The 15313-nt window shown below is 65.4% G+C and carries 15 protein-coding genes; 8 read left to right on the forward strand and 7 right to left on the reverse strand.

Annotated features, from left to right (window positions below; all coding sequences use genetic code 11):
- Position 1: 1 nt before the first annotated feature.
- The 3 genes from fabF to aspS form a co-directional block, all read right to left on the reverse strand.
- The gene (gene fabF, locus AEB_RS13715) at positions 2-1261 is read right to left on the reverse strand and encodes a beta-ketoacyl-ACP synthase II (RefSeq protein WP_119083647.1); all 1260 of its coding nucleotides are present in this window, start codon (positions 1259-1261) and stop codon (positions 2-4) included.
- Between the two features lie 99 nt (positions 1262-1360).
- Positions 1361-1597 carry an acyl carrier protein gene (locus AEB_RS13720; RefSeq protein WP_039094202.1) on the reverse strand — a complete coding sequence of 79 codons (237 nt, stop codon included), beginning with the start codon at positions 1595-1597 and terminating at the stop codon, positions 1361-1363.
- A gap of 124 nt (positions 1598-1721) precedes the next feature.
- A complete protein-coding gene (gene aspS, locus AEB_RS13725; RefSeq protein ID WP_119083648.1) occupies positions 1722-3542 on the reverse strand; it encodes an aspartate--tRNA ligase in 1821 nt (606 codons plus the stop codon).
- A gap of 114 nt (positions 3543-3656) precedes the next feature.
- On the opposite strand from aspS, the gene rnd reads away from it, so the two are divergent.
- Positions 3657-4856 carry a ribonuclease D gene (gene rnd / locus AEB_RS13730; protein ID WP_119083649.1) on the forward strand — a complete coding sequence of 400 codons (1200 nt, stop codon included), beginning with the start codon at positions 3657-3659 and terminating at the stop codon, positions 4854-4856.
- A complete protein-coding gene (locus tag AEB_RS13735) occupies positions 4853-5749 on the forward strand; it encodes a hydrogen peroxide-inducible genes activator (protein WP_119083650.1) in 897 nt (298 codons plus the stop codon). The genes rnd and AEB_RS13735 overlap by 4 nt, the downstream gene beginning before the upstream one ends.
- A gap of 18 nt (positions 5750-5767) precedes the next feature.
- Here AEB_RS13735 and pgsA read toward each other — a convergent pair whose 3' ends face one another.
- Positions 5768-6334, reverse strand: a complete 567-nt coding sequence (gene pgsA, locus AEB_RS13740) for a CDP-diacylglycerol--glycerol-3-phosphate 3-phosphatidyltransferase (protein ID WP_119084640.1) — start codon at positions 6332-6334, stop codon at positions 5768-5770.
- A 118-nt stretch (positions 6335-6452) separates the two neighbouring features.
- Between pgsA and AEB_RS13745 the strand changes: the two genes are divergently transcribed.
- Positions 6453-7853 carry an MFS transporter gene (locus AEB_RS13745; protein ID WP_119083651.1) on the forward strand — a complete coding sequence of 467 codons (1401 nt, stop codon included), beginning with the start codon at positions 6453-6455 and terminating at the stop codon, positions 7851-7853.
- A 3-nt stretch (positions 7854-7856) separates the two neighbouring features.
- Here the strand turns inward: AEB_RS13745 and AEB_RS13750 are convergent, their stop codons facing one another.
- On the reverse strand, positions 7857-8063 hold the full coding sequence (locus tag AEB_RS13750) for a hypothetical protein (RefSeq protein WP_119083652.1): 207 nt from the start codon (positions 8061-8063) through the stop codon (positions 7857-7859).
- 117 nt (positions 8064-8180) lie between these two features.
- Here AEB_RS13750 and AEB_RS13755 point away from each other — a divergent pair, with 117 nt between their 5' ends.
- A complete protein-coding gene (locus tag AEB_RS13755; protein ID WP_119083653.1) occupies positions 8181-9845 on the forward strand; it encodes a thiamine pyrophosphate-binding protein in 1665 nt (554 codons plus the stop codon).
- A 49-nt stretch (positions 9846-9894) separates the two neighbouring features.
- Here AEB_RS13755 and AEB_RS13760 read toward each other — a convergent pair whose 3' ends face one another.
- Together AEB_RS13760 and AEB_RS13765 are read right to left on the reverse strand one after the other, a co-directional pair.
- Complete coding sequence (locus AEB_RS13760) at positions 9895-10065, reverse strand: CsbD family protein (protein WP_119083654.1); 171 nt, start codon at positions 10063-10065, stop codon at positions 9895-9897.
- 76 nt (positions 10066-10141) lie between these two features.
- Positions 10142-10555, reverse strand: a complete 414-nt coding sequence (locus tag AEB_RS13765; RefSeq protein ID WP_119083655.1) for an EVE domain-containing protein — start codon at positions 10553-10555, stop codon at positions 10142-10144.
- Positions 10556-10662: 107 nt separating this feature from the next.
- On the opposite strand from AEB_RS13765, the gene AEB_RS13770 reads away from it, so the two are divergent.
- From AEB_RS13770 to ftsY, 4 genes are read left to right on the forward strand one after another with little or no spacing between them, the layout of a single operon-like run.
- A complete protein-coding gene (locus tag AEB_RS13770) occupies positions 10663-12330 on the forward strand; it encodes a putative bifunctional diguanylate cyclase/phosphodiesterase (protein WP_119083656.1) in 1668 nt (555 codons plus the stop codon).
- A gap of 60 nt (positions 12331-12390) precedes the next feature.
- Positions 12391-13200, forward strand: a complete 810-nt coding sequence (gene dapF, locus AEB_RS13775) for a diaminopimelate epimerase (RefSeq protein ID WP_119083657.1) — start codon at positions 12391-12393, stop codon at positions 13198-13200.
- Positions 13197-14381 (forward strand): MiaB/RimO family radical SAM methylthiotransferase, encoded by a 1185-nt coding sequence (locus tag AEB_RS13780; protein WP_119083658.1) that lies wholly within the window; start codon positions 13197-13199, stop codon positions 14379-14381. Before dapF ends, AEB_RS13780 begins: the two co-directional genes overlap by 4 nt.
- The gene (gene ftsY, locus AEB_RS13785; RefSeq protein ID WP_119083659.1) at positions 14378-15301 is read left to right on the forward strand and encodes a signal recognition particle-docking protein FtsY; all 924 of its coding nucleotides are present in this window, start codon (positions 14378-14380) and stop codon (positions 15299-15301) included. The genes AEB_RS13780 and ftsY overlap by 4 nt, the downstream gene beginning before the upstream one ends.
- Positions 15302-15313: the final 12 nt, after the last annotated feature.

The raw sequence follows: 15313 nt of genomic DNA on the forward strand, positions 1-15313 counted from the left end.
GTCAGTCAGCCTTTTTCATCACCAGGCTGGCGTTGGTGCCGCCGAAGCCGAAGCTGTTGTTGAGCACCGCCCGCACCTCGCGCTTGCGCGCCTTGTGCGGCACCAGATCCACGCCTTCCGTTCCCTCGTCGGGATTGTCGAGGTTGAGCGTGGGCGGCACGATCTGATCGCGCATGGCGAGGATGCAGAAGATGCTTTCCACCGCGCCTGCGCCGCCGAGCAGATGGCCGATCGCGGACTTGGTCGAGCTCATCGACGCGCCGGAAAGGTCATCGCCCATCAGCCGCTTCACCGCGCCCAGTTCGATCGTATCCGCCATGGTCGAGGTGCCATGGGCGTTGATGTAATCGATGTCGCCCGGCACCATGCCCGCCTTGCGCATGGCCATTTCCATGGCGAGGAAGGCGCCCAGCCCCTCCGGGTGGGGGGCGGTGACGTGATAGGCATCGCCCGAAAGGCCATAGCCGACAACCTCGGCATAGATCTTCGCGCCGCGCGCCTTGGCATGCTCATACTCTTCGAGCACCACCACACCGGCGCCCTCGCCCATCACGAAGCCGTCCCGATCCTTGTCATAGGGGCGGCTCGCCTGCTCGGGCCGGTCGTTATAGGAGCTATTGAGCGCCCGTGCCTGCGCGAAGCCGGCAACGCCGAGCGGGTTGATCGTGCTTTCCGAGCCGCCAGCCAGCATGATATCGGCATCGCCATCGCGGATCATCCGCGCCGCATCGCCGATGGAATGCGCACCGGTGGAACAGGCCGTCACCACTGCATGATTGGGGCCCATCAGGCCGTATTTGATCGAAACCTGGCCGCTGATGAGATTGATCAGCCGGCCATGGACGAAATGCGGCGAGACGCGGCTGGGGCCGCGTTCATGCAGCACGATCGATTCCTTCTCGATCCCCGGCAGGCCGCCGATACCCGAACCGATCGAACAGCCGGTGCGGCGCTTCAGCGCCTCGTCCATGTCGGTGAGGCCGGCATCCTCGAGCGCCTGACCGGCAGCATCGATGCCATAGACGATGAAGGGATCGACCTGGCGCTGGATCTTCGGATCAACGCGCTTGTCCGGGTCGAAGCCCCAGGGGTGATCCTTCGGCTTCACCTCGCAGGCGATGGTGCACTTCTGATCGGACGGATCAAATCTGGTGATGCGGCCCGCGCCGCTTTTGCCGGCGATGATATTCGCCCAGCTCGTTTCCACATCGCCGCCCAGAGGCGTGACGAGACCCAGACCGGTAACGACAACACGACGCATATTCACTCTCCAAAATCACGAAAGGCTCAGCCATTCCCGGCTGAGCCTTCCTTCCCCGTCGCGCCCGGCGGGACCTGTCGCGGCGGGGTCGAGCCGGGTTTAGCCCTTGTGCTCTTCGATATACTTGTTGGCGTCACCCACCGTGTTGATCTTCTCGGCCGCATCGTCCGGAATCTCGACCCCGAACTCTTCCTCGAAGGCCATGACCAGTTCCACGATGTCGAGGCTGTCAGCGCCCAGATCATCAATGAAGCTGGCGTCCGGCGTGACCTTGTCTTCCTCGACGCCGAGATGTTCGACGACGATCTTCTTCACGCGGTCGGCAGTATCGCTCATGTTTTGCCCTCTCGAACTGGCAGATTGAAAATTGGTTTCGCCGTAATGCGCACCGTGCTGGCTGGCAAGGGGGATGGCCAACTGGCTGTTACAACTCTCCCCCGCCAGCCGTGTTCCGTCCCCATCAGGGCTGCTCGGCCCGGTCCACCCGCGTGGTTTCCCCGGCGGCGGCCTGCGGCTGCTCAGCCAGGCGGATGCTCAGCTCGCGCAATTGCCTCGGGCTTACCACGCTGGGCGCGCCCATCATGAGGTCCTGCGCACGCTGGTTCATCGGGAAGGCAATGACTTCGCGAATGTTTGGCTCGTCCGCCAGCAGCATCACGATGCGGTCGATGCCCGGCGCGGAGCCGCCGTGCGGCGGGGCGCCCAGCTTGAACGCCTCGATCATGCCGGAGAAATTCGCGTCCACATCCGCCTGCGAATAGCCCGCGATTTCGAAGGCCTTGTACATGATGTCGGGGCGGTGGTTCCGGATGGCGCCGCTGCTCAGCTCATAGCCGTTGCAGACGATGTCATACTGCCAGGCAAGGATATCGAGCGGGTCCTGCGTCTCCAGCGCTTCCAGCTCGCCCTGCGGCATGCTGAAGGGATTGTGGCTGAAATCCACCTTCTTCTGCTCTTCATCATATTCGAACATTGGGAAGTCCACGATCCAGCAGAACTTGAAGCAGCCCTGCTCGATCAACCCCAACTCTTCGGCCACGCGGGTGCGCGCGGCCCCGGCCAGCTTCACCGCGTCCTTCTCCTTGCCGGCGGCGAAGAACAGGCCGTCATTCTCGCCGAGGCCAAGCTCGGCATAGGTCTTCTCCATGTTCTCCGGCCCGTGATTCTTGGCGATAGGGCCGCCGAACTCACCGCCCTTGCGGGTGACATAGCCGAGGCCGGCGAAGCCTTCGCGCCGGGCCCAATCGTTCATGTCGTCGAAGAACTTGCGGCTCTTCTCATTGGTCGCCGGCGCGGGAATCGCCCGCACCACGCCGCCGCCACCCACGATCTTCTCGAACAGACCGAAACCCGACTGGGTGAAATGCTGCGAAACGTCGGTGATGATCAGCGGATTGCGCAGATCCGGCTTGTCAGAGCCATATTTCAGCATGGCTTCGCGATAGGGGATACGCGGGAACTCGCCCGCCGGGGTCACGCTCTTGCCGCCGGAAAACTCTTCGAACACGCCGGCCAGCACCGGCTCGATCGCGTTGAACACGTCCTCCTGGGTGACGAAGCTCATTTCAAAGTCGAGCTGGTAGAACTCGGGGCTGCGGTCTGCTCGCAGATCCTCATCCCGGAAGCAGGGCGCAATCTGGAAATAGCGATCGAAGCCGGCCACCATCAGCAGCTGCTTGAACATCTGCGGCGCCTGCGGCAGCGCATAGAAGCGGCCCGGATGAAGGCGGCTGGGCACGAGATAGTCCCGCGCGCCTTCGGGGCTGGAAGCGCCGAGAATCGGCGTCTGGAATTCGGTGAAGCCCTGATCCTGCATCCGGCGGCGCAGGCTGGAAATCACCTGGCTGCGCAGCATGATATTGCGGTGCATGGTTTCACGCCGCAGGTCCACGAAGCGGTATTTGAGGCGGATGTCCTCGGGATATTCCTGCTCCCCGGCCACCGGCAGCGGCAGCTCTTCCGCGCGGCTCTGCACCGTCACGTCGCGGGCGAACACCTCGATCGCGCCGGTCGGCAGGTTGGGATTCACGGTCCCCTCGCTGCGCGCCTTCACTTCGCCGTCGATCGTCACCACGCTTTCGACCTTCAGGCCATCGAGCAGCGGCAGGGCGGGCGAATCCTCATCCGCCACGATCTGCGTGATCCCGTAGTGATCGCGCAGATCGACGAACAGCACGCCGCCATGGTCGCGCTTGCGGTGCACCCAGCCGGACAGGCGAACCGTCTCGCCGACATTCTCGGCGCGAAGGGCGGCGCAATTGTGGGTACGATAGGCGTGCATCGCTGACTCTTCCGTTTCTCGGGTCTATGGCGCTAGGAAGCCGGCGCTAACAGGGTATGGCCGCCCGCTTGTCAAGCTGCCGCTTGACGCTCACTGCCGTATAGAAAAGACCAGATGAAAATACACCCGCTGATCACCACCACCGATGAACTTGCCGATCTGTGCGAACGGCTCGGCCGATCCGAGTTCGTGGCCGTGGACACCGAGTTCATGCGCGAGAACACCTATTACCCGCTGCTGTGCCTGGTGCAGGTGGGCAATGAGGAGGAGGCCGCGGCAATCGACCCGCTGGCCGACGGCATCGATCTCGCCCCACTGCTCGAGCTGCTGACCGAGAACGAGGACGTGCTCAAGGTCTTCCACGCCGGCGGGCAGGACGTCGAAATCATCTACAACCTCACCGGGAAGACGCCGCACCCGATCTTCGACACACAGGTGGCGATGATGGCGGTCAGCCAGAACGAGCAGATCGGCTATGCCAATCTGGTCGAAAGCTGGCTGGGCAAGACGATCGACAAGGGTGCGCGTTTTACCGACTGGAGCCGCCGCCCGCTTACCGAACGGCAGATCGAATATGCCATCGGCGACGTGACCTATCTCGCGAAGATCTTCCCCCGCCTGCTCAAGAAGCTGATCAAGACCGAACGCGGCAGCTGGCTGAATGCCGAAATGGACAAGCTGGCCGATCCCGCGAACTACGCCAATGATCTCGAGCTTGCCTGGCACCGTATCCGCCCACCCAGCCGCAGCGCGGTGGTGCTCGGCCGGCTCAAGGCGCTCGCCGCCTGGCGCGAGACGGAGGCGCAGGATAAGAACATTCCGCGCGGCCGCATCATGCGGGACGAGACGCTGGCCGATCTCGCCAGCCAGCCGCCCAAGAAACAGGACGACCTCGCCAAGGTGCGCGGCCTTTCGCAAGCCTGGAAGGATAATGACATCGGCAAGCGGTTGATGCGCGTGCTGCGCGATGCCGGCCCGCTGCCGAGCGACGAGATGCCCGACAAGCCGAAGCGCGGCGCGCCTCTGGGCAAGGAAGGCGCGCTGGTGGCGGATTTGCTCAAGCTGCTGCTGAAAATCCGCGCCCGTGAAATCGACGTGGCTGCCCGGCTGCTCACCCGCTCGGACGAGCTGGAGGCGCTCGCGGCGGGCGTGCGCAAGCTACCTGTGCTCGAGGGCTGGCGCTACGAAGTGTTCGGCCGCGATGCACTCGATCTTGTAGAGGGGAAGCTGGCCTTCGCGGTGGAGAATGGGCGGCTCAAGATGACCCATATCGATGACGCCGAACCGCCATCGCAGGAGCAGGCTGCCGAGTGAGCACCTATCTGCCCACGATCAAGCAGCTGCAATATCTGGTTGCGCTGCATGAGCATGGCCATTTCGGCCGGGCGGCGGATGCCTGTTTCGTATCGCAATCCACTCTCTCGGCGGGGATTCGCGAGCTGGAATCGCTGCTGGGGGTGACGCTGGTGGAGCGCAGCCGCCGCGTGGTGCGTTTCACGCCGCTGGGCAATGCGGTGGTGGCGAAGGCCCACCGTCTGCTGCGCGAAGCGGAGGAACTTTCGGACCTGGTGCAGGCCAGCGGCAAGCCGCTTTCCGGCGAATTGCGGATGAGCGTGATCCCCACAATCGCGCCCTTCCTGCTGCCCAAGATCCTGCCGCGCCTGCGCAAGGAACGGCCGAATCTCAAGCTGTTCCTGCGCGAAGAGACGAGCGATCACGCCGTCGAATCGCTGCATCATGGGCGCGCCGATTGCGTGCTGCTCGCCCTCCCCTTCGCCACGGGCGAAGTGGAGTACGACCATATCGAGGACGATCGGCTGCTGGTGGCCTTTCCCAAGGACGATCCGCGCGATCCGCCGGATGCGGTGCCACCCTCCATGATCGACGAAGGCCGGCTGCTGCTGCTGGAGGACGGGCACTGCCTGAAGGAACATGCCCTGGCCGCCTGTAATCGGCCGGAATTGCGCGCCAGCGCCACCATGATCGGCACCAGCCTGCACACGCTGGTGCAGATGGTGGACAATGGCCTGGGTCTCACCATGCTGCCGCAAATGGCCGTGGATGCTGGCATTTTGCAGGGTACGGATGTGGTGGCCCGCCCATTGAAGGCGCCCAACGCCAGCCGCGAGATCGTGCTCGCCTGGCGCAAGAATTCCCCCCGGGCGGAGGAGTTCAAGCTGCTGGCAAAGGAACTGCGCGCGGGCTGAAAGCCCTGTGCAAGTGTTTCAATCCATGTGGCGCAGGCCGACCCGCAGATAGTCCCACCCGGTGACGAGGGTAAGGATCGCGGCAGCCCACAGGAACACCAGCCCGCTCAGGTGAATCCATTCCATCGCCGGCAGCGCCCCGCCCAGGATCAGCGCGCCGAGCGAGACGAGCTGGAACGTCGTCTTCCATTTGGCGAGCTTGCTGACGGGGACGGACACCTGCAGCCCGCCGAGAAATTCCCGCAAGCCCGACACGGCGATTTCGCGCACCAGTATGATGAGCCCGGCGACCACATGCAGATCGCCGACATGGGGCCCGGTGAACACGCCCTTGGCCGTCAGCACCAGAATCACCGCGGCGATCATGATCTTGTCCGCAATGGGATCGAGGAAGATGCCCAGGCGGCTGACCGCACCGCTCGACCGGGCAAGCATGCCGTCGAAATAATCGGTGATGCCCATCAGGCAGTAAAGTGCGAAGGCCAGGGCATAGCCCAGCTGCCAGTGCGGCCACCACAGCAGGGCAGCCAGCAGCGGCACGGCAAGGATGCGCGACAAGGTGAGGATGTTGGGCAAGGTCAGCATGATCTCCGGGGCACTAGCCCTTCCCGGCGCCGGGAAAAAGTGTCCTTCGCGCTTGTCCTTGCGCCAGATGGCGGTAAGGCGATGGCCGCGCTCGTCGAAAGGCTGAACCAGGCGGCTCATGCTCACATCCACCTACCTGCTCCGGCAAAGGCGGTTCCTGCCGCTTTTCGCCACCCAGTTGCTCAACGCCTTCAACGACAACCTCTACAAGAACGCGATGGTGCTGTTCGTCGTCTATGGCGTCTACAGCTCCGAAAAGGCGGAAGCACAATTCAGCGCCGTCGCCTCCGGCCTGTTCATCCTGCCGTTCTTCCTGCTGTCTGCGCTGGCCGGCCAGATGGCGGACATGCGCGACAAGGCAATGATCATCCGCCGGGTCAAGGCGGCAGAGATCGGCATCATGACCGTGGGCGCGGCCGGCCTCGCCCTCGCCTGGCTGGGCGTGTTCACCCAGGCGGTCGCGATCCCGCTGATGCTGGCGGCCCTGTTCGCCATGGGCATCCATTCCACCTTCTTCGGCCCGATTAAATACGCGATCCTGCCCCAGCACCTCAATCGAGAGGAAGTGCTGGCCGGCACCGGTCTGGTGGAAGCGGGGACCTATATCGCCATCCTCGCGGGCACGGTGCTGGCCGGCTTCATCCCGGTGGAGGTGGCCGCCGCGCTGGTGATCGTGACGGCGCTGATCGGCTTCTTCACCAGCCAGCAAGTGCCCCCCGCCCCGCCGCTTTCAGCCGAGAACCACGCCGATTTCGAAACGCTGGCCAATCTCAAGCACATCGTCTGCCGCCGCGTGGGGCTGGGCCGCATGGTCTGCGCACCCTTCTCCTTCTTCTTCTGGACCGTGGGATCGTCGGTGAAGCTGGTGCGCAAATCCATGCACCACCGCGAGGTGTTTCTGGCGATCCTGGCGATCAGCTTCTTCTGGACGATCGGCGCGGTGCTGTTCATCCAGTTCCCCCCGCTGGCGAAGAACGTGCTGATGGCCAGCAAGGAGGTCGCGAGCCTGTTCCTCGTCATCTTCTCGATCGGCGTGGCGATCGGCTCCGTGGCGATCAACGCGCTGCTGAAGGGCGATGTCTCTGCCCGCTATGCCCCGGCTTCGGTGATCGCGATGGGCGTCTTCGTGGCCGCCTTCTACTTCGTCTGCCGCCAGTGGCAGATGTCGGTCACGTCTGACGAGCTGATGGGCGTCGGCGCGTTCCTCAGCCATTCGCTGGCCCCGCTCGTGCTGCTGACCTTGCTGCTGATCGCCATATCCGGCGGTATGTTCGTGGTGCCGCTTTACGCCTTCCTCACCACCAAATGCGAACCGGCCGAAGCCGCTCGTACCGTGGCGGCGAACAATATCGTCAATTCCGGGGCGATGGTGGCCGGCTCGCTGATCGCGGGGGCGCTTACTGCGTTGCACATCCCGCTAGTGGAGCAATTGCTGCTGAGTGCGGCGATGTGCCTGGTTTCGGCCTGGCTCGGCGCCAAGTTGCACCGGGCGGAAAAGCTCTCCCTCGCCGCCGCGTAATGCTCAGGCGATAAAGGCCGTCACACCCACCAGGCACGCGCAATAGGCCAGCGCGAAATGGCGCAGATCGTCCGCTTCCAGCCGCAGGCGCTGGCGCAGCGGCACGCAGGGTTCGATATCATCGGCCAGCCGCTCGAACACATGCGGCGGCAGGCTCGCCCGGAACGGGTGACGGGCGGTTTCGGTGGTGAGAACGAGTGACCGGCGCATGCGCAGAGTGTTAACCTGAAAGTAACCATCTGCGCGAGCGTGAACGAGCGAATGTCCACAAGCGGCACAGGGCATAGGCGATTGCCCCCATCTGCCCGCTGCGATAGATCATCAGCGATGATGAGAACGGCTTCCCGCCTGCTGGTAGACTGTCTGGTGGAACAGGGCTGCGAGCGTGTGTTCACCGTGCCGGGCGAAAGTTTTCTGCCGGTGCTGGATTCGCTCCGCGATTGCCATGCAATCGAAACGATTACCTGTCGGCAGGAGGGCGGCGCAGCCTTCATGGCCTGTGCGGAGGGTACGATGACGGGGCGCCCCGGCGTATGCTTCGTCACGCGCGGTCCGGGTGCGACCAACGCCAGCATCGGCGTGCATGTCGCCATGCAGGATTCGCAGCCGCTGGTCCTGTTCGTGGGCGATGTGGCGCATGACCAGCGGGATCGGGAGGGTTTTCAGGAGGTGGATTTTCCCGCCTTCTTTGCGCCGATCGCCAAATGGGCGGCGCGGATAGACGACGCCAAACGGATTCCCGAATATGTCGCCCGCGCCTGGGCGACGGCTATCTCCGGTCGCCCCGGGCCCGTCGTGCTTGCACTGCCGGAAGACATGCTGCGCGAAAGCGGGCTGTCCGCGGAGCCGCGGCCCTTTGTCCATCGACCGGCGCAGGCCCCCTGCCCCGATGCGCTGGCTGCCATGATGGAGATGATCGGTGATGCCGCGGCGCCCGTCGCCATCGTGGGCGGCGCTGGCTGGGGAGACAAGGCGCGGGATTACTTCACCGCTTTCGCGGAGCGTCTGGGCCTCCCGGTGGCGACGGCGTTCCGCCGGCAGGATGCGATATCGCCCGAATCGCGCGTCTATGCGGGCAATCTGGGTTACGGCCCCAATCCGGTATTGAAGGAGCGCATCCGCGCGGCCGACCTGCTGCTGGTGGTGGGTGCGCGGCTGGGCGAGGCGACCACCGATGGCTATGAACTGGTGACGCCGGAACATCCCGGACAGCTGCTGATCCACGTTCACCCTGACCCTGCAGAGTTGAACAGCGTCTATCGCACCGATCTCGCCATCTGCGCCGATCCGGGCGAATTCGCCGAAAGCGCTGCCCTGTGGGACGAAGGCGCCGCCCTGCCCTTCGATGCCGGCGCCGAGGCGCATCGCCAGTGGCAGGACTGGTCCACCCCGAAGAGCGGCGGCTTCGAGCTGGACCTTGCCGAATGCCTGGCCGCAGCGCGCGAGATCCTTCCGCCCGAGAGCATCATCTGCAACGGCGCGGGCAATTTTTCCGGCTGGTGGCACCGCTACTGGCCCTATCGCGGCTTCCCATCCCAGCTCGCGCCCACCTGTGGCGCAATGGGTTATGGCATACCGGCGGCTATCGCCGCCGCACTGCGCTTCCGCGACCGCTGCGTGGTGGCGGTGACCGGTGACGGCGATTTCCTGATGAACGCCCAGGAACTGGCCACGGCAGCGCAATTCGGTGCGGAAATGATCGTGATCGTGATCGACAACCATTCCTATGGCACGATCCGCATGCATCAGGAGCGGGATTATCCCGGCCGCGTCGCTTCCACCGACCTCGCGAGCCCCGATTTCGCCGCCTATGGGCGCGCTTTCGGTGCGCGTGCATGGCGGGTGGAGCGCACGAGCGAGTTCGGCGCGGCGTTACGCGACGCGAAGGGAGCGAGCGGGCTGCGGCTGATCCATTGCCTCACCGATGTGGAACAGCTCAGCGCCGGCGGAGCGAGAATCAGCGAACTGCGCAGCAAGGCCGGGCTCACATGAAAAAGGCCGCCCCCGAAGGGGCGGCCTCTTTTTCAAAAAAGGGTCTGCGTCAGACCTTGTCGCCGAACGCGCCCTTGACCTTGCCGGTCAGGTTCTGCGCTTCGCCCTTGCGTTCCTGGGCGTGGCCTTCGGCGCGGGTGGCCGGGTCGCCGGACTGCTGCTTGGCCTTGCCGGCGACTTCGTTGGCGATACCCTTCGCCTTGTCGGTCAGTTCACCCATCATCATTCTCCTTAAAGCGTGCGGCGTACTTGCCGTCTGCTTTCTAAACACGCGGGAGAACGCGCGGGTTCCTGCCTCAACCCTTTGCCATGTCGAGAATTTTCTTCCACTCGGCCGGGCTTACTTCGGCCACGGACAGGCGCGAAAGGCGGACCAGTTCCATCTCCGCAAGCGTTGGTTCTGCCTTCACTTCGGCGAGCGTCACCGGGCGTTCCAGCGCGCGCACCGGCTTGACCTTCACGGTCGCCCATTTGCCCTCCGGATCGCTGGGATCGGTAAGGTCTGCCGCGCTCACTTCGGCGATGCCGACGATCTCCTTGCCCTTCACCGAATGGTAGAAGAATGCCTTCTCCCCCACCTTCATGGCGCGCATATTGTTGGAGGCACGGTGATTGCGCACCCCGTCCCAGATCGTCTCGCCGTCGCGCTGCAGATCGTCCCAGCTGAAAGCCTCGGGTTCCGATTTCATCAACCAATAGCGTGCGGCCATGCGATCCTCCTTCGCGGCTGCCCTAACGGCCGATCCGGAGCGACGCAATTAACCGAATCTTGATCATGATCGCCTAAATCCTACGCAAGCATAGGGGAGCTTGCGCCTTGTCTACACAAGCTGCCGCGATCGAGGAGCACCAGGGCAACCGCTTCGGCCAGGCCGAACGCGATCTGGTGGCGCTGGGAATCGCGATTTCAGCACTGATCCTGTTCGTCGGAACGGGCGGCCGGCTGATGCCGCAAATCATCCGTTCGTGGCTGGGCCAGGGTGACCCGCCCGACGTGCTGCTGACCAACGCCGTCCTGCTCAACATCGCGCTGCTGATCTTCGGCTGGCGCCGCTACGAGGAACTGCGCCGGGAAGTCGCGCAGCGCCGCACGGCTGAGCAGCGTGCCCGGCAACTGGCAGAGATCGACCCGCTGACCGGCTGCCACAACCGGCGCAGCGGCCCGCCCGCCATCGCGCGTCTCTGCGCGAGCGAGGCGAGCCTCGGCGGCGCCGTGGCGGTGTTGATGCTCGATCTCGACAATTTCAAGCACATCAACGATCTGAACGGCCACAAGGTGGGCGATCAGGTGCTGATGGAAGTCGCCCGTCGCGTGCGGCGTCGCTTGCCCTCCGACGGGGTAATCGCGCGCATCGGGGGAGACGAGTTCGTCCTCGCCCTGCCCTTCGATCCGGCAGATCTGGCCGCGGTGGACCGCTTCGCCACGCGCCTCATCGAAGCGGTCTCGCAGCCGATCCATCATGAAGACGTCTGCGTCGAAGCCACCGTATCGGTGGGGATCGCCCGCGCCGTCTGTCGTGAGGGGGAAGAGAACGTCGGCGAGGACCTGATTCACCCTGCCGACGTCGCCATGTATGCCGCCAAGAAGCGCGGCCGGAACCGCTATGTGTGGTTTGACGAGCGCATGGAAGAGGAGCGGCGGCTCCGCAACGAGCTGGAAACCGGCATCCGCCGCGGGCTCGCCCGCGGGGAGTTCGTGCCCTTTTACGAGCAGCAGGTCGATCTCGCGACCGGGGAGCTGGTCGGCTTCGAAATGCTCGCGCGGTGGAATTCGCCGCAGTTCGGCCTCGTGGGGCCGGAAACCTTCATCCCCATCGCCGAGGAGATGGACCTGATCGCCGACCTTTCGGAATCGGTCATCCGGCAGGCCCTCCTCGACGCGAAGGAGTGGGATCCCAGCCTGTCCCTCTCGGTCAACATCTCCCCGCTGCAGTTGCGCGACCCGTGGTTCGCCCAGCGCATCCTGCGGCTGCTGGCGGATACCGGCTTCCCGCCCGCGCGGCTGGAGATCGAGATTACCGAGAACTGCCTGCATGAAGACCTGGCCGCCGTGCAGGCGATCGTCGGCAGCCTCAAGAACCAGGGTATCCGCCTGAGCCTCGACGATTTCGGCACTGGCTATGCCAGCATTTCGCAGCTGCGCTCGCTGCCGTTCGACCGGCTCAAGATCGATCGCAGCTTCGTGACGGAACTGGCCAAGGACGGCAGCAACAATTCGCTGGTGGAATCCATCGTCTCGATCGGGCGCGGCCTTTCGCTGCCGGTGACCGCTGAAGGGGTGGAAACGCCCGCCGTGCTGGAGGCGCTGCGCAAGATGGGCGACCTCAAGGGCCAGGGCTATCTCTACGGCAAGCCGGAAGATGGCGAGACCACCCGCGCCCGCCTTGCGGCTCTGCACCGCCTCGTGGGCGACGCTCTTGCCGGAGCGGGCGAGGTTGCCGCCGAAGCGTTGGGAGCCGGGCCCGCCGAGCGCAAGGCTCTCTGACCGGGCGCCGGGGCGCTCCTGCCCATTGCCCTTGGGCCACGCGGCCACTAGGTGGCACGGATGCGCGCCTCCTTCACCAAGATGCATGGCCTCGGCAATGATTTCGTCGTGCTCGACGCACGCGAAGCGGCGCTTCCCGCCATCACGCCAGCCTTCGCCCGCGCAGTGGCCGACCGGCATACGGGCATCGGCTGCGATCAGCTGATCCTGCTCGAACGCTCGGCCACGGCCGATCTCAGGATGCGCATCTACAATGCCGATGGCAGCGAAGTGGGCGCCTGCGGCAATGCCTCGCGCGCGGTCGCCCTCCTCCACGGCTCTCCGGCAGTGATTGAAACCGCCGGCGGCCTGATCGAAGTATGCCCCAGCGAAGGGGGCGCCGCCGTGGACATGGGCGAACCGCGCTTCGGCTGGGACGATGTGCCGCTGGCCTACCCCATGGACACCATGGCCCTGCCAGTCGGGTGGGACGAGCTGGAACGGCCCGTGGCGGTCAACGTCGGCAATCCGCATGCCGTGTTCTTCGTGCGCGATGCCGACAAGGTGGAGCTGGACGTGCTCGGCCCGGTGATCGAGCGCGATGCGCTGTTCCCCGAACGGATCAACGTCAATGTCGCCACGGTGGACAGCCGCAGCGAAATCCGCCTGCATGTGTGGGAACGCGGCGCCGGCCTCACCCGCGCCTGCGGCACCGGCGCCTGCGCCACGGCGGTGGCGGCCATGCGGCGCGGGCTGGTGGACCGCACGGTGACGGTGCACCTGCCCGGCGGCTCGCTGCAGATCGACTGGGGCGAAGACAATCACATCACCATGACCGGCCCCGCGACGGAGAGCTTCCGCGGCAGCTTCGACTGGGGGGCCTTCGCTTGAGCGCAGCGCCTTCCGTCGAAGTCGTCTCGCTGGGTTGCCGCCTGAATATCGCCGAGAGCGAGCGCATCCGTGCGCTGCTGGCCGAAGAGCGCGATGTGGTGGTGGTGAACAGCTGTGCCGTCACCTCGGAAGCGGTGCGGCAGACGCGCCAGGCGATCCGCCGCGCGCGCCGTTCGCGCCCCTCCGCCCGCCTGCTGGTAACCGGCTGCGCGGCCGAGGTGGAGCGGCAGCAGCTTTCCGCCATGCCCGAAGTGGACGGGCTGATCGCCAACGCCGAGAAGCTCGACCCGCGCGCCTGGAACGTGCCGCCCCGCGCCGCGCCCGTACCGGGGCTGCACACGCGCGCCTTCGTGGCGGTGCAGAACGGCTGCGATCATGCCTGCACCTTCTGCGTGATCCCCCAGGGGCGCGGACCCAGCCGCTCGCTCAGCGTGGCGGAGGTGCTGCGCGAGGTAGAGCGCCACCTTGCCAATGCCGCGCCGGAAGTGGTGCTGACCGGAGTGGACGTGACCAGCTGGGGGCATGATCTCCCGGGCTCGCCGTCGCTTGGCCAACTCGTCCGCGCGGTGCTGGACGCATTCCCCAGCCTCGCCCGCCTGCGCATGTCTTCGCTCGACGGCGTGGAGATCGACCCGCTGCTGTTCGAGCTGATCGCGCATGAGCCGCGGGTGATGCCGCATCTGCATCTCTCGCTGCAGCATGGGCATGATCTCATCCTCAAGCGCATGAAGCGGCGGCACCTGCGGCGCGACGCCGAAGACATCGTCGGCCGCCTGCGCGAGGCGCGGCCCGATCTTGCCGTCGGCGCCGATCTCATCGCCGGCTTCCCGACCGAGGACGAGGCGATGCACGCGGCCAATCGTTCCATCCTGCGCGAGCTGCGCATCGTCCACGGCCATATCTTCCCCTATTCGCCGCGCCCCGGCACCCCGGCCGCGCGCATGCCGCAGGTCGAAAAGCCGGTTATCCGCCGCCGCGCCGCCGAATTGCGCGAGGATGTGGCTGCGGTGCGGGAGGACTGGCTGCGCTCCCTCATCGGTCAGCCACTGTCCGTGCTCGCGGAGAAGGACGGGACCGGCTATTCCCCGCAATTCGCCCGCGTGAGCCTGCCCGAAGGCACGCGTCCCGGCACCATCGTCACCGTCGTCCCCCAAACGCTCGAACAAGGCCTTCTGCGATGAGCGGCACAAGCTGGACCGACCGCCTCTTCGGCGGTTTCCGCAAGACCTCCGAACGGCTTTCGGAAAACCTAGCCGGCGCCGTGAGCACGGCGACGCTGGACGATGCAACGCTGGACGAGGTGGAGGACGCGCTGATCCTCTCCGACCTCGGCCCCAGCGCCGCGGCCCGGATCCGCGCGCGGCTGGCGGAAAAGCGCTTCGGCCTGTCCATCACGGAGCGCGAGCTGAAGGAAGCCGTGGCGGAGGAAATCGCCGCCATCCTGCGCCCGGTGGCGAAGCCGCTGGAGATCACCGCCTTCCCGCGCCCGCAGGTGATCCTTGTAATCGGCGTCAACGGCAGCGGCAAGACGACCACGATCGCCAAGCTTGCGCATCTGTTCCAGGAAGACGATTACGGCGTGCTGCTGGCGGCCGGCGACACCTTCCGCGCGGCGGCGATCGGCCAGCTGGCCGTTTGGGCCGACCGCATCGGGGTGGACATCGTGAAGGGGCCGGAAGGCGGCGATCCGGCCAGCATCGTCTTCGATGCGGTGAAACAGGCCACCGCGACCGGTATCGATGCGCTGGTGGTGGACACCGCCGGCCGCCTGCAGAACAAGCGCGAGCTGATGGACGAGCTGGCGAAGATCCGCCGCGTGCTAGGCCGCCTCAACCCTGAAGCGCCGCATGACGTGGTGCTGGTGCTGGATGCGACCAATGGGCAGAACGCGCTGAACCAGATCGACGTGTTTCGCGAAGTCGCCGGTGTCACCGGCCTCATCATGACCAAGCTCGATGGAACGGCGCGCGGCGGCGTGCTGGTGGCCGCAGCAGAACAATATGGCCTGCCCATCCATGCGATCGGCGTGGGGGAGAAGATCGACGATCTTCGCCCCTTCGATCCCGATCTCGTCGCCCGCGTTATCGCCGGCGTGGCGTGACGGCCCCAAGGA

It is taken from the genome of Altererythrobacter sp. B11, assembly GCF_003569745.1.
Classification (GTDB): Bacteria; Pseudomonadota; Alphaproteobacteria; order Sphingomonadales; family Sphingomonadaceae; genus Croceibacterium_C.

Coding starts and splice junctions, on each gene's coding strand:
- AEB_RS13745 (WP_119083651.1), top strand. CDS start 6,453: ATGCTCACATCCACCTACCTGCTCCGGCAAAGGCGGTTCCTGCCGCTT.
- pgsA (WP_119084640.1), bottom strand. CDS start 6,334: ATGCTGACCTTGCCCAACATCCTCACCTTGTCGCGCATCCTTGCCGTG.
- AEB_RS13755 (WP_119083653.1), top strand. CDS start 8,181: ATGATGAGAACGGCTTCCCGCCTGCTGGTAGACTGTCTGGTGGAACAG.
- fabF (WP_119083647.1), bottom strand. CDS start 1,261: ATGCGTCGTGTTGTCGTTACCGGTCTGGGTCTCGTCACGCCTCTGGGC.
- ftsY (WP_119083659.1), top strand. CDS start 14,378: ATGAGCGGCACAAGCTGGACCGACCGCCTCTTCGGCGGTTTCCGCAAG.
- AEB_RS13750 (WP_119083652.1), bottom strand. CDS start 8,063: ATGCGCCGGTCACTCGTTCTCACCACCGAAACCGCCCGTCACCCGTTC.
- AEB_RS13760 (WP_119083654.1), bottom strand. CDS start 10,065: ATGGGTGAACTGACCGACAAGGCGAAGGGTATCGCCAACGAAGTCGCC.
- rnd (WP_119083649.1), top strand. CDS start 3,657: ATGAAAATACACCCGCTGATCACCACCACCGATGAACTTGCCGATCTG.
- aspS (WP_119083648.1), bottom strand. CDS start 3,542: ATGCACGCCTATCGTACCCACAATTGCGCCGCCCTTCGCGCCGAGAAT.
- dapF (WP_119083657.1), top strand. CDS start 12,391: ATGCGCGCCTCCTTCACCAAGATGCATGGCCTCGGCAATGATTTCGTC.
- AEB_RS13765 (WP_119083655.1), bottom strand. CDS start 10,555: ATGGCCGCACGCTATTGGTTGATGAAATCGGAACCCGAGGCTTTCAGC.
- AEB_RS13720 (WP_039094202.1), bottom strand. CDS start 1,597: ATGAGCGATACTGCCGACCGCGTGAAGAAGATCGTCGTCGAACATCTC.